The sequence below is a fragment of the Microbacterium sp. genome (assembly GCF_047607225.1).
Taxonomy (GTDB): Bacteria; Actinomycetota; Actinomycetes; order Actinomycetales; family Microbacteriaceae; genus Microbacterium.
This window is the reverse complement of record NZ_JASGDO010000059.1, coordinates 28,174-41,524: the sequence shown is the minus strand read 5'-3', so window position 1 is coordinate 41,524 and position 13,351 is coordinate 28,174. Positions and strand designations below refer to the sequence as shown.

13 protein-coding genes and 1 tRNA gene are annotated in these 13,351 nt (G+C 69.3%); 9 read left to right on the top strand and 5 right to left on the bottom strand.

The annotated features are described in order from the left end of the window. Positions 1-16: 16 nt before the first annotated feature. Entirely contained in the window at positions 17-1,213 is a 1,197-nt protein-coding gene (locus QM591_RS12150; RefSeq protein ID WP_415132657.1) for a DNA polymerase III subunit delta', read from the top strand. Continuing rightward, a complete protein-coding gene (locus QM591_RS12145; protein ID WP_415132656.1) occupies positions 1,210-2,781 on the top strand; it encodes an alpha/beta hydrolase in 1,572 nt (523 codons plus the stop codon). Before QM591_RS12150 ends, QM591_RS12145 begins: the two co-directional genes overlap by 4 nt. 30 nt (positions 2,782-2,811) lie before the next feature. Here the strand turns inward: QM591_RS12145 and QM591_RS12140 are convergent, their stop codons facing one another. The 3 genes from QM591_RS12140 to QM591_RS12130 are packed head-to-tail and all read right to left on the bottom strand — an operon-like array spanning position 2,812 to position 5,459. After that, the gene (locus QM591_RS12140) at positions 2,812-3,471 is read right to left on the bottom strand and encodes an ABC transporter permease subunit (RefSeq protein ID WP_082829044.1); all 660 of its coding nucleotides are present in this window, start codon (positions 3,469-3,471) and stop codon (positions 2,812-2,814) included. After that, positions 3,464-4,501, bottom strand: coding sequence for a methionine ABC transporter ATP-binding protein (locus tag QM591_RS12135; RefSeq protein WP_415132655.1), 1,038 nt, complete (start codon positions 4,499-4,501; stop codon positions 3,464-3,466). Before QM591_RS12135 ends, QM591_RS12140 begins: the two co-directional genes overlap by 8 nt. Positions 4,502-4,556: 55 nt before the next feature. After that, complete coding sequence (locus QM591_RS12130) at positions 4,557-5,459, bottom strand: MetQ/NlpA family ABC transporter substrate-binding protein (RefSeq protein WP_415132654.1); 903 nt, start codon at positions 5,457-5,459, stop codon at positions 4,557-4,559. Positions 5,460-5,673: 214 nt separating this feature from the next. Here QM591_RS12130 and QM591_RS12125 point away from each other — a divergent pair. From QM591_RS12125 to chrA, 6 genes are all read left to right on the top strand, one after another. Next, positions 5,674-5,746: transfer RNA gene (locus QM591_RS12125), tRNA-Thr, on the top strand. A 64-nt stretch (positions 5,747-5,810) separates the two neighbouring features. Further along, positions 5,811-6,200, top strand: coding sequence for a hypothetical protein (locus tag QM591_RS12120; protein ID WP_415132653.1), 390 nt, complete (start codon positions 5,811-5,813; stop codon positions 6,198-6,200). Positions 6,201-6,277: 77 nt separating this feature from the next. Further along, positions 6,278-8,575, top strand: coding sequence for an MMPL family transporter (locus tag QM591_RS12115; protein ID WP_415132652.1), 2,298 nt, complete (start codon positions 6,278-6,280; stop codon positions 8,573-8,575). 27 nt (positions 8,576-8,602) lie between these two features. After that, positions 8,603-9,184, top strand: coding sequence for an isochorismatase family protein (locus tag QM591_RS12110; RefSeq protein WP_415132651.1), 582 nt, complete (start codon positions 8,603-8,605; stop codon positions 9,182-9,184). Further along, positions 9,181-10,035, top strand: coding sequence for a DUF2510 domain-containing protein (locus QM591_RS12105; protein WP_415132650.1), 855 nt, complete (start codon positions 9,181-9,183; stop codon positions 10,033-10,035). The genes QM591_RS12110 and QM591_RS12105 overlap by 4 nt, the downstream gene beginning before the upstream one ends. Positions 10,036-10,120: 85 nt before the next feature. Beyond that, complete coding sequence (gene chrA / locus QM591_RS12100; RefSeq protein ID WP_415132649.1) at positions 10,121-11,308, top strand: chromate efflux transporter; 1,188 nt, start codon at positions 10,121-10,123, stop codon at positions 11,306-11,308. On the opposite strand, the gene QM591_RS12095 is transcribed toward chrA, so the two are convergent. Continuing rightward, positions 11,298-11,537 carry a hypothetical protein gene (locus QM591_RS12095; protein ID WP_415132648.1) on the bottom strand — a complete coding sequence of 80 codons (240 nt, stop codon included), beginning with the start codon at positions 11,535-11,537 and terminating at the stop codon, positions 11,298-11,300. The genes chrA and QM591_RS12095 overlap by 11 nt on opposite strands. A gap of 26 nt (positions 11,538-11,563) precedes the next feature. Between QM591_RS12095 and QM591_RS12090 the strand changes: the two genes are divergently transcribed. After that, a complete protein-coding gene (locus tag QM591_RS12090; RefSeq protein WP_415132647.1) occupies positions 11,564-12,103 on the top strand; it encodes a CGNR zinc finger domain-containing protein in 540 nt (179 codons plus the stop codon). Positions 12,104-12,135: 32 nt separating this feature from the next. Here the strand turns inward: QM591_RS12090 and QM591_RS12085 are convergent, their stop codons facing one another. Next, positions 12,136-13,314 (bottom strand): cobalamin-independent methionine synthase II family protein, encoded by a 1,179-nt coding sequence (locus QM591_RS12085; RefSeq protein WP_415132646.1) that lies wholly within the window; start codon positions 13,312-13,314, stop codon positions 12,136-12,138. Positions 13,315-13,351: the final 37 nt, after the last annotated feature.

The window sequence follows — 13,351 nt, the reverse complement described above, 5'->3', positions numbered from 1 at the left end:
CCGTAGGCTGGACCCCATGACTTCCGTGACGCCGGCGCCGACCCCGACGGGGGAGCAGCGGGGACCGGTCGCTCACGACAGCGTCCCCTGGGGCGCCGTCTGGGGGCAGGAAGATGCGATCGCTCAGCTCCGCGCCGCCACGGAGGATCCGAGCCAGCTCGCCCATGCCTGGCTCATCACCGGCCCCGCCGGCTCGGGGCGCTCCACTCTGGCCTACGCGTTCGCTGCCGCGCTGATCGCCGAGCCGGGAGACGAGGCCGCGATGCGCCAGGTGCTCGCCGGTACTCACCCCGACCTGGCCGCGCTGCGCACCGAGGGCGTGATCATCTCGATCAAGGACGCCCGAGCTCTCGTCGAACGCTCGTACTTCTCGCCGTCGCTCGGCCGTTATCGCGTCATCGTGATGGAAGACGCCGACCGTATGGTCGAGCGCACGAGCAACGTCCTTCTCAAGGCTCTCGAGGAGCCTCCGGAGCGCACGGTGTGGATCCTCTGCGCCCCGAGCGACGCCGATCTCCTCCCGACCATCCGCTCCCGTGTGCGCACGTTGCGCCTTCGGGAACCGGCCGTCGACGACGTCGCTCGCCTCATCGTCCAGCGCACCGGGGTCGACCCGGCCATTGCCGAGCAGTCGGCGCGGCTCGCACAGCGGCACATCGGAATGGCCCAGCGGCTCGCGACCGACGAAGCCGCGCGGGCCCGCCGCGAGGAGACGCTCCGCTCCGTGCTGGCGGTGCGCGGCGTCGGTGATGCCGTCGAGGTCGCGGCGCGGATCGTCCAGCTGGCGACGGACGACGCGAAGTCGCTCACCGCGGAGCGCGACGAGGCGGAGCGGGAGTCGCTCCTGCGCACTCTCGGCATCGCTCCCGGAGGCGCGGTGCCGCCCGCGGTGCGGGGGCAGCTGAGCGCTCTGGAAGACGACCAGAAGCGTCGTGCGACGCGGAGCCTGCGTGACGGGATCGACCGCGTGCTGACCGACCTGGAATCGATGTACCGCGACACGCTGATGCTCCAGTTCGGTCGCGATGCCGACCTCATCAATCGGGAGCTGTCCGACCAGATCGCCGCGCTCGCGTCCGCCTGGACGCCCGAACGCACTCTCGTCGTGCTCGACCAGATCGCCCTGACCCGAACCCACCTCGAAGGCAACGCCGCGCCGGTGCTCGCCCTCGAGAGCATGCTCGTGACCGTCGCGAGCGGAAGGACACCGTGAACCAGACTCGTCGCCTCTCCACCGTCGTCGCCGGACTCGTCGTCGCCACGCTCGCGCTGAGCGGCTGCGGGGTCCTGTGGGATCTCAAGACCGAGGGCGCGCAGCCCGTGCCGCGTCCCGGCACCAGTTCTTCCCCGAACCTCGAGGGCGTCCCGGCCGGGTTCGAGAAGTACTACGGACAGCGTCTGGACTGGACCGAGTGCGATGGTGCCGACGGCGGCGCCTACGACTGCACCACGGTGTCGGCGCCACTGGACTGGAACGATCCCGAGGGAGGCGAGATCGAACTGGCGGTGATCCGTCGCGCGGCGGATGACGGCGCTGCGCTCGGCTCTCTCCTCACCAACCCTGGCGGCCCCGGATCCAGCGGATACGACCTGATCGCCGACAGTGCCTCGTTCGCCGTCGGCGACGAACTGGCCAAGAAGTACGACGTCATCGGTTTCGACCCCCGCGGGGTCGGGCGCTCGACGGCGGTCACGTGCTTCGACGCCCGCGACATGGACGCGTACCTCTTCGACATCCCCGCAGACCCGCGAGGAAGCGACGGGTGGGAGGACGAACTGACCGCGCGCAACAAGGAGTTCGTCGACGCGTGCGTGAAGGGGAGCGACGGCATCCTCCCGTTCATCACGACCGACAACGCCGCGCGCGACCTCGACCTGTTGCGCGGCGTGCTCGGCGACGCGAAGCTGAACTACCTGGGCTACTCCTACGGCACCTTCCTCGGGGCGACCTACGCGAAGCTATTCCCCGAGCGCGTCGGGCGCCTGGTCCTCGACGGGGCGATCGACCCGTCGGTGTCGGGACTCGACGTGGGCACGACCCAGGCCGTCGGCTTCGAGTCGGCGCTGCGGGCCTACATGGCCGACTGCCTGGAAGGCCGCGACTGTCCGTTCCGCGGAACGGTCGACGAGGCGATGGCCGATCTCGGCACGCTCCTGGCCAGCGTCGATCGCACGGCGCTGCAGAACAGCGACGGCCGACGCCTCGGCGCCGACAGTCTGATGACCGCGATCATCGCTTCCCTCTATTCGCAGGAGACCTGGACCTACCTCACGATGGCCCTCGATCAGGCACTGTCCGGTGACCCCCAGACGGCGTTCCTCCTAGCCGACTTCTACTACGGGCGGAATGCGGACGGCACCTACTCCGACAACTCCGCCGAGGCGTTCCGCGCCTACAACTGCATGGACTACCCGGTCGACACCTCGCAGGCCGACCAAGACGCCGCCGACGCGCTGGTGAAGGAGAAGGCCCCGACGATCGCGCCGTATTGGCAGGGCGTCGACGTCTGCGAGCAGTGGCCCGCTCCTCCCACCGGGGTGCGCGAGCGCATCACGGCCGAGGGTGCGGAGCCCATCGTCGTGATCGGGACGACGAATGACCCCGCGACGCCGTACGAGTGGTCGGTCTCGCTCGCCGAGCAGCTGTCGTCGGGAGTGCTCGTCACGCGGGTCGGCGAAGGACACACCGGCTTCAACAAGGGAAGCGACTGCGTCGACGACGCGGTGGTGGACTACTTCGTGACGGGCACGGTTCCCGCCGACGGCCTGCGGTGCGAGTGAGCCCGTCGTTCGCCGCTCGTCGCGGCGGCGTCAGCGGCGCAGGACGCGGCGCGCCAGCCCGTTCCCGAGGAACTGCACCACCTGCACGATGACGACGATCACGAGGACGGCCGCCCAGGTCACCCACGGGTTGAACTGCTTGAAGCCGTAGACGATCGCGAACTCGCCCAGACCGCCCGCAGCGACGGCCCCGGCGATGGTCGTCATGTCGACGAGTGCGACGACCACGAACGTGTAGCCGAGGATCAGCGGGCCGAGAGCTTCCCGCGGAACGAGCCGGAAAAGGATGCGTGCGCGCGAGGCCCCGGCGGCGCGGGCGGCCTCGATGATCCCCGGCTGCACCGTGATGAGGTTCTGCTCGACGATGCGGCTGATGGCGAACAGCGACGCGATCGTGATGGCGAAGATCGCGAAGTTCGGACCGATGCCGGGGATGCCGATGCCGCGGGCGAGCGGCTGCACGGCCATCAACAGGATGACGAAGGGGATCGGACGGAACACGTTGACGATCACGTTCAGCACCGTGAACACGGGAGCGTTCGGGAAGAGGCTCCCCGGCCGGGTGGCGTAGAGCAGGATCCCGAGGAGAAGCCCCAGCAGGCCGCCGAACACGAGGGCGAAGGTGGCGACGTACAGCGTCTCGAAGGTCGCCGGCCACAGCTGCGGGAGGAGATCGATGAGCCTATCCATGGACGTCCTCCTCGATGAGCGGGGCGATGGCGTGGGCCGCGGCGACTCCCCGTTCGACCGCTTCGGCGTCGCCGGTGAGCGAGAGGGTGAGGTGGCCGAACACCCGGCCACCGATGTCGTTGATGCCGCCGTGAATGAGCTCGAAGCGCACGTCATTGCGCTGCAGCGCGGCGAAGACGTCGGCCTGTGACACGTCGCCGTCGCGGAGTGAGACGGTGACGATACGACCGGGATGGCGAGCGCGGAGCGCAGCGAGAGCGGCGCCGGTGGGGGTCTCCTCGATGATGCTCGCGACGAATCGCCGGGTCGCCGGCTCCCGGGGAGAGGACAGGACGTCGAAGACCGGTCCGTCTTCGATCACGCGCCCCGCCTCCATGACGACCACTCGATCGGCGATCGCTCGGATCACCTCCATCTCGTGAGTGATGACGAGGATCGTCACCCCGAGTTCGCTGTTCACTCGTCGGAGGAGGTCGAGCACCTCGTGGGTGGTCTGTGGATCGAGGGCGCTCGTCGCCTCGTCGGCGAGGAGGATGCGGGGGTTCGTGGCGAGGGCGCGGGCGATGCCGACGCGTTGCTTCTGACCTCCCGACAGCTGTTCGGGGTAGCTGCGCGCTTTGTCGGCGAGGCCGACGAAACGCAGCAGTTCATCCACGCGCTCGGCGATCTCGCGCTTTCGTCGTCCGGCGACTTCCAACGGGTACGCGACGTTGCCTGCCACCGTTCTCGACGTGAACAGGTTGAACTGCTGGAAGATCATGCCGATGTCGGTGCGGAGAGCGCGCAGCTCGCGCTCGCGCAACCCGGTGATGTCGCGTCCGTCGATCTCCACGGTGCCGGCGGTCGGCGTTTCCAGTGCGTTCACGAGCCGGAGGACGGTGGACTTGCCGGCGCCGGAGTAGCCGATGATGCCGGTGATGGATCCGGCCTCGACCTCCAGACTGACGTCGTCGACGGCGGTCGTCGGCGACGCTCCCGCGCGGGGCGGCGGGAACGTCTTGGTGACGCCGGAGAGGCGGATCACGCTCATGGGGAACTCCCGACGTGTGCGGCCCGCCCCGAGGAGCGGGCCGCACACGGTTGTGTCACTGGTTGTCGCGGATGTCGGCTTCGACGTCGTGCAGAGAGGTCACGAGGTCGGCGGCGGGCGTCTTGACGAACACCGCGGTGCCGCCGGAGGCCTCGTCGGCGCCGTCGAGGACGGCCTGGGTGTTCTGGTAGATCTCGACGAGCTTCGCGTAGGTGGGGTTGTCGGCGTCCTCCGCACGCGCCGCGAAGATGTTGATGTACGGGAAGGCGGAGGGGTCTGACGGGTCATCGGTGGCGATCGCGTCGTCGAAGCTGAGCCCCGCGTCCTTGACGAAGTCGTTGTTGATGATCGCGGCCGCCACGTCGGGCAGCGACGTCGCGGTGAACGCCGCGTCCATCGCCTCGACCTTGACCTTCGATCCGTCCAGCACGTCGGCGACGGTGGAGAGCGTCGAGCCGCCGTCCTTCAGCTTCACGAGTCCCGCGGACTGCAGCACGAGGAGCCCCCGTGCCTGGTTCGACTCGTCGTTGGGCACGGCGACCGTCTCGCCGGCGGGGATGTCGGCGACGGAATCGTACTTCTGCGAGTAGAGCCCGAGCGGGTAGATCGCGGTCGAGCCGATCGGGACGAGGTCGTCGCCCGCCTGCACGTTGTAGGTGGCGAGGTAGATGATGTGCTGGAACTGGTTGAGATCCAGTTCGCCGGCCGACAGGGCAGGGTTCGGCTGCGTGTACTCGCTGAAGTCCACGAGATCCACGGTGATGCCCGCATCGGCGGCCGCGTCGACGTACGTCTTCCAGTACGGGTCGCCCGCTCCCACGACGCCGATCTTGACCGTCTCCGGTGCGGCGTCGGCGCTGCCCGAACCGCCGGGCGCGGGGGAGCCGGTGGCGCAGGCGCTCAGCAGGAGTGCGAGCGGAAGGGTCAGTGCTGCGGTCTTCAGGATCTTGGCGGACATCGTGGTGCTCCTCGTGGGTCGGGGCAGCGCGGCGACGTCGAACGCGAGGGACCGCGCTCGCGTCATCGCGGTGCCTCGACGACCGTACGGGGGACCTCGCTCCCGCGGAGAATCGGTCGTAACACGCCGACACCGGAAGCCATGCGGGGGAGGTTCGCAGCATCACTGCGGACCCTGTAAGATCGTTGATCGTGCATGCGAGAGCAGAGCACGCGCCACCTTAGCTCAGACGGCAGAGCGATTCACTCGTAATGAATAGGTCAAGGGTTCGATTCCCTTAGGTGGCTCCGGTGAGAGGCTCCGTCTTCGGACGGGGCCTCTCCTTGGCTCCACTACTCCTCGGGAGGCGGCGTGAACGCGCTGGATGCCGTGGTCGAGATCTTCTCCTGGCTGGGCTTCGGTGCCGGCCTGCTCCTGCTGATCGTCGCCGTCATCCTGTGGGCCGCCGACGGCACCTGGCTTCCTGCCGAAGGCTGGGTCGATCACGACGAGTCCGGCGCGACCGTGCGCTGGTACGACGGCGACGGCGACGCCAACAGTGCGCAGCTGACCCCATCCGAGGCGTCGGCGATCGGCGGTCGCGACCGGGTTCCCCTCTGGTATCGGCACGGCTGGCGGGACCGGATGCGCCTCACTCGACGTCCTCCGGGTCTCATCCCTGTGCTGTGGGCGGCGGGTGCGGCCGTGGCTCTCGGCGTCGTGACTCTCGTCCTGTCCTGGGTGCTGATCTTCGTGCGTTGAGCTCGGCGGGCGTGACCTCGCCGCTCTTGCGTCGGAACGGGGTCGCGCGAGGATATTTTGCTAGATAAGCTAGCGATATGACTTCTTCGCGCGTCGACCGCATCCCGACTCGCTGGGTGCGGATCGGGATCCCGGTGTTGCTCGTGCTCATCTGGCTGGTCGGCGGCTCGGTCGGTGGACCGTACTTCGGCAAGGTCGACGAGGTCGCCACGAACGACCAATCGAGCTTCCTCCCTGCCAGCGCAGAGGCCACGCAGGTGCAGGAGCGCCTCGGCGAGTTCCTGGGCGACGACACGATCCCGGCGGTCGTGGTGTTCGCGTCCGATCAGAAGCTCGATGACGCGCAGCTCGCCGACCTCACCGGTATCGCCGATCAGATCGCGAAGATCCCCGGAGTGGGGGAGGTCTCACCCCCGATCGCGTCGGAAGATGGCGAAGCCGTGCAACTCTTCGTGCCCATCGACGCCGACGGCGAGGTGCGCGAGATCGTGGAAGAGATCCGTTCTCTCGTGCAGGAAGAGGTCGCCGCGGGCGTGGATGCGTGGGTGACGGGCCCGGCAGGATTCACCGCCGATCTCGTCAAGGGGTTCCTCGGCATCGACGGACTGCTCCTGATCGTGGCGCTCGCCGCCGTGTTCGTGATCCTGATCGTGGTCTACCGCTCGCCGCTTCTTCCCGTGCTCGTGCTGCTGACCTCGACCTTCGCTCTCTGCGTCGCGTTGCTCACCGTGTGGTGGCTCGCGAAGGCGGGCATCGTCGTACTGAACGGACAGGTTCAGGGGATCCTCTTCATCCTCGTGATCGGTGCCGCCACCGACTACGCGCTCCTGTACGTGGCCCGGTTCCGCGAGGCGATCGGAGCCGGGCTGCCGCGGTGGCCGGCGACCAAGACCGCGTGGAGGGGGGCGTTCGAGCCGATCCTGGCCTCGGGTGGAACCGTCATCGCGGGGCTTCTGTGCCTCCTGCTGAGCGATCTCGCCAGCAATCGGGCCCTCGGTCCCATCGCATCGATCGGGATCGCGTTCTCGGTCTTGTCGGCCCTCACCTTCCTCCCGGCGCTCCTGGCTCTCTTCGGCCGCGCGGCGTTCTGGCCGTTCATCCCGAAGAGCGGGGCGATCGACTTGCCCGATGACCTGACGCAGCCGGTGCGCGGCGTGTGGGCGCGGCAGGCGCGTTTCGTGGCGCGCCACGCGCGAGCGACGTGGATCATCTGCACCGTCGTCCTCTTGGCCGCTTCGGTCGGTGTCCTTCAGCTGAAGGCCGACGGGGTTCCTTCCAGCGATCTGGTGCTCGGCGCCAGCGAGGCCCGTGACGGGCAGGACGCCCTCGCCGAGCACTTCCCCGCCGGATCGGGAAGCCCCGCCTACGTCATCGTTCCCGAGGTGCGGGTCGCCGATGCCGTCGACCTGTTGACGAAGGCCGAGGGGATCGAGTCGATCGCGGCGGCCTCGACCGACTCCGCCGCCGGCCAGGTCGGCGTGACGGTGAGAGACGGCGAGCCCGTCTACGCCGCCGCCGGGCCTCCCGGAGGTGCGGCTCCCGCACCGACCGTGTCCGGCGGTGACGTCCTTCTGATCGCGACGCTCTCCGACGAAGCCGATTCGCTGCAGGCGGAGGAGACGATCCGGGACATCCGCGCCGACTTCGCCGAGGCGTGGGGCGCGGACATCGCCTTCGTCGGGGGCACGACGGCTGTCGACCTCGACACCAACGACACCTCTATCCGCGATCGCACGGTGATCATCCCCGTCATCCTCGTGGTGATCATGCTCATCCTGATGCTGCTGCTGCGTGCGATCCTCGCGCCCGTGCTGCTGATCCTGAGCGTCATCGTGTCGTTCGGTGCTGCCCTAGGAGTGAGCGCCCTCGTCTTCGATCACGTCTTCCAGTTCCCCGGTGCGGATCCCGCGGTGCCGCTCTACGGCTTCGTCTTCCTCGTCGCGCTCGGGGTGGACTACAACATCTTCCTGATGTCGAGGGTGCGGGAGGAGTCGCTCAGTCACGGCACGAGACCCGGAATCCTCCGGGGGCTCGTCGCGACCGGCGGCGTCATCACCTCGGCCGGATTGGTCCTCGCCGCCACATTCGCGGCCCTCGGCGTGATCCCGATCCTGTTCCTCGCGCAGATCGCGTTCATCGTGGCCTTCGGTGTGCTGCTCGACACGTTCGTGGTGCGCTCGCTCCTGGTGCCGGCGGTCTCGTATGACATCGGGCGAGCGATCTGGTGGCCCTCGCGCCTGGCCCGCGTCGATGCGCGTCCCGTCGCCGAGGCGGCGTCGGGCGCCCTCGATCCCGGAGACTCCGGAGCCGCGGTCGCCCCCGCGGCTACGCGGCGTTCGCTGCGCCGTCAACGCGAGCAGACCCCGGAGTCGTGAACCGCCCCGAGGGGATACGCTCGATGTATGACCAGGGCCCTGTTCATCGTCGACGTTCAGAACGACTTCACCGAGGGCGGAGCGCTCGGCGTCGACGGAGGTGACGCGGTCGCTGTCGGGGTCTCGCGCTTCCTGGAAGCGCACCGCGACGACTACGCCCTCGTGATCGCGTCACGCGACTGGCACGACGGCGACAACGACAACGGCGGTCACTTCGCCGATGGTCAGCCCGACTTCGTCGACTCCTGGCCCGTCCACTGCGTCGCCGGGACCGAGGGTGCGGAATACGACCCCGGGCTCGACACCTCGGCCGTCACTCATCATGTGAAGAAGGGTCAAGGCGTCCCCGCCTACTCCCTGTTCGAGGGCGTCACCGACGACGGCGAGACCGTCGCCGACCTGCTGACCGCCCACGGCGTGACCGAGGTGGATGTCACCGGGATCGCCACCGACTACTGCGTTCGCGCCTCGGCGCTGGACGCGATCGCCCACGGCCGGCACGTGAGAGTGCTGACCGATCTCGTCGCCGGAGTCGCCCCCGACTCCAGCGACGCCGCCCTTGCCGAACTCGCCCACTCGGGCGCCGAACTCCAGGAGAGCACGCCATGAGCACCCCCGCCGGATGGTACCCCGACCCCGCCGACGCGAGCCGCACCCGCTGGTGGGACGGCTCGCGGTGGACCGAGCACACGACGGACGCCCCCGCTGCTACGGCTTCCTCCACGCCGGCCACTCCTGTCGCCCCGGAGCGACCCCGCTTCGGTGAATACGCGCCCGTCGCGGAGCCGGGAGGCGCGGCACCGGCAGCCCCGGCGGCACCCGCAGCGCCCCCGTACGCCTCGACGCCCGCGTATCCGTCGTCCGGCGGCTACCCCTCCCAGGGCGGCTACCCCCAGGGCGGCTATCCCTCGCAGGGCTACGCGGCCGCCCCGGCCGTGGCGACGGGACCGTCGGCCCCGGGAGCGAACACGAACACCCTCTGGATCTACCTGTGCATCGTCGCGTCGACGCTGCCGGTGTTCACGCTGTTCTTCATCGACTGGAACGGCTACGTCGACGCGCTCGTCTCGATGGAGAGCGTCTCGCCCAACAGTGCGGCCGGCAGCGAGGCCGTGGCCGCGATGCTGCAGTGGACGGGCGGGGTTCTCGGCCTGTCGCTCCTGAGCTACGTGTTCCTGGCCGCCTCGATCGTCTTCGCCTACCTCGACTGGCGCGAACTCAAGAAGCGCGGCGTGGCACGTCCGTTCCACTGGGCCTTCGCGTTCATCGCCCTGGCGCTGTCGATCGGCGTCTACATCATCGGCCGCACGGTGGTGCTCAAGCGGGAGACCGGTTCGGGTATGGCGGCGCTGTGGGCGTGGATCGGCTCGATCGTCCTGTCGATCCTGATCGGCGTGTTCTGGTTCATGTGGTTCTGGCAGCAGATGGTCTCGGCGCTCTCTCTCAGCGTCACCTCCTGACGCGCCGGGGACGGAACCTCCTCGAGCGGTCTACTCCCGCAGAGCGTCGACACCCGCCGTTCACCTGGATGAGCATGATGGGAGGGTGCCGCGCGCCCTCTCCGTCTTCGTCGTGTTCCTCCGCCTGGGACTGACGTCGTTCGGCGGGCCGATCGCGCACTTTGGCTACTTCCGCGCCGAGTTCGTCGAACGTCGAAAGTGGCTGAACGAGAAGGAGTACGGCGAACTCGTCGCCCTGTGTCAGTTCCTCCCGGGGCCTGCATCGAGTCAGGTGGGCTTCGCGCTCGGACTCCTGCGGGCGGGGGCGCCGGGCGCCCTGCTCGCCTTCCTCGGGTTCACGCTACCGTCGGCGGCGCTCCTCACGGCGGTCGCTGCGGGGGCGACGGTCCTCTCTGGCGGCGCGGGAGGGGGAGCGGTTCGCGGGCTCATGATCGTCGCGGTCGCGGTGGTGGCCCAGGCGGTGTGGGGGATGTCGCGCACGCTCACCCCCGACCTCCCGCGCGCCCTGATCGCCGCGGGCGCGGCCGCGGTCGTCCTCGTCGTCGGTGGTCCGCTCAGTCAGATCGCGGTGCTGGTGCTGGGTGGCCTCGCCGGGCTGGTGTTCTGCCGCGGCGGGAACCGCGAGCCCTCACCGTCGCTGGCGCTGCGAGTTCCGGTCGCGGTCGGGGTGACGAGTCTCGTCGTGTTCGCGGCGCTGCTCTTCGGGCTTCCCGCCGCGGCTGCGGCAACGCGTGATCCGCTCCTCGCGCTCATCGACGGTCTCTACCGCTCGGGGGCGCTCGTCTTCGGTGGCGGTCACGTCGTGCTTCCGCTGCTCGACGCCGCGGTCGTCCAGTCGGGCTGGGTGACGCCGGATCAATTCCTCACCGGCTACGCCGCCGCGCAGGCGGTGCCGGGGCCGCTCTTCACCTTCGCGAGCTATCTGGGGGCGCTGGCGACGGTGGGGCCTGGAGGGATCGCGGGGGCCACGATCGCGACGCTCGCCATCTTCCTTCCCGGACTCCTTCTGCTGGTGGGTGTCCTCCCGTTCTGGACGCGAGTGCGCACGACCGCCGCGGCCGGTGCGATCATGCGGGGGGCGAGCGCCGCTGTGGTGGGTATCCTGGCCGCCGCGCTCTACGACCCGGTCTTCACCGAGGCGGTCACAGGCCCGGTGACCTTCGCCTGTGCGCTCGTCGCCTTCGTCGCCCTCGTCGCGGGCAGGCTGCCGCCCGTGGTGTTGGTGGTCGTCGGGGCGGTGGGGGGAGCGGTCGCCGGGGCGATCACCGGGTGATTTCGTGGCGCCGCGCCGGCGTCGCCGCGGCCGCTGACACGACGTGAGCAGCCGCGACCGGCGGAAGACCGGGGCGCACCGCGTCGACGCGCCGAGCGTCGCAGGTGACACAGCGGACGTAGACGATTCGTCCTTCGGAGGTGGTGTGCGACGACTCGGTGACCCATCCGTGTTCGTGCGCGTCGGTGGCGGCGGGGGTGAGGGCGGTGTCGAGGTCGGCGGCGTTCATAGCCGACAGCATGATGTAATGCCCTTATGCAACTCAACCCTTACGGTGAGTACGCCGTGCTGCTGGCGGCATCGCTCGCGAACGACTGGCCGGCAGACCGGGAGGGCATCGTGGCTCGAACGTACGAGCACGGGATGACAGCCGTCTACGCTCCCGCATCCGAGCACGACCATTCGCGCACGCGCGCCGTGATCGACGACTGGCTTGCTGTCGTCGACGCCCCCACCGACGAGGAGCGGGCGCGGCTCCTGAACCTGCAGATGGCGCGCGCGACGGCCTACCCCCGCCTCACCGATCACGACGGCGCGTGGCACCTCCACTACCGCGACGACGATCAGCGTCTGCCGCAAGTGCTGCGCGCCGTCATCGCGGTCGGCACGGCGCTGCACGTCACGACGCGGGGGATGCGTCGCCTCCGCCGGTGCGCGGCCGGGGAGGCTGCGGGAGACTCGTGCCGGAACGTCGTCGTAGACATCACACGCAACGGCCGCCAGCGCTACTGCTCCGTGCGATGCGCGAACCGCGACGGCGTTCGGCGTCACCGTGCCCGCCACGCGTCGGGCTGACGCGTGCGATCACGGATCCCGGGTCGAGGCCGTCAGGCCCGGCGGGCACCCTCGCCGAGAGAGGCGAGCTTGGCCCACGCGATGTCGGGATGCACGCGCCCGCCCAGGCCGCAGTCAGTCGAGGCGATCACGCGATCGGATCCCACGATGTCGGTGAACCGGCGGATTCGCTGAGCGACGAGTTCGGGGTGCTCGACGACGTTCGTGGCGTGGCTCACGACACCCGGCACCAGCACGAGGTCGTCGGGGAGGTCGACGTTCGCCCAATCGGCGAACTCGTGCTCGTGCCTGACGTTTCCCGCCTCGAACGAGATCGACCCGACGTTGGCCTTCAGGATCACCGGCAAAAGGTGGCGGAGCTCGATGTCGGTCGTGTGCGGGCCGTGCCAGGATCCCCAGCAGAGGTGAAGACGCACCTGCTCCTTGGGCAGTCCCGCGATCGCGTGATTGATCGCGTCCACCCGGATCTGGGTGAAGGCCTGGTAGTCGGCGATCGAGGGCTCGGGGGAGATCTGGTCGAAGTTCTCTGCGAGCGACGGGTCGTCGAGCTGCACGATGAGGCCGGCCTCGACGATCGCGCGGTACTCCTCGCGGAGCGCTTCCGCCCACGCCCAGATGTGCTCCTCGTCGGTGGCGTAGAAATCGTTGCGCACGCGCGCCGCCGACCCGGGAGCGATCGCGGTGAGAAACCCCTGCTCCCCCTCGCCGAGAGTCGCGGTGAGGTGGCGGATGTCGGCGGCGACCGCGTCGTGTCCGCGGTACGAGATCGGTCCGGTCGTGGTGGGGAAGGCGGTCGCCACCGCACCCACCTCGACCGCCTCCGCGTACACCGCCGGGAAGAGCTGGCGGTCGCGGCGATCGAGGAACGAGGTGAGGCGGATGTTGCCGGGCTCGGATCGCACCGGCGGCTCATTGAACGCATTGACGTCGGTGAGGGAGAGGCCGGCGGCACGCTGGAAGGAGTATGACCACCAGGCGCCGTAATCCACCGGGTTCGACATCGCCTTGCCGAACTCTCCATCGCCGACGAGGGTGATTCCCGCCTCGCGCTGGCGGGCGACGACATCGGCGACGGCCTGCGCGGTGAGCTCTTCGAATTCGGGGGACGACTCGAGAGTGAATCCATCGGCGGCGAATGTGCGCGCCGCATTGGCTTCGATGAGTGAAGAGGTGCGGGGAAGGCTTCCCGAGGTGGTGGTGGCGACGGACATGGGAAAAGGAACCTCCGGGGGACGGCCGCGACGGCGA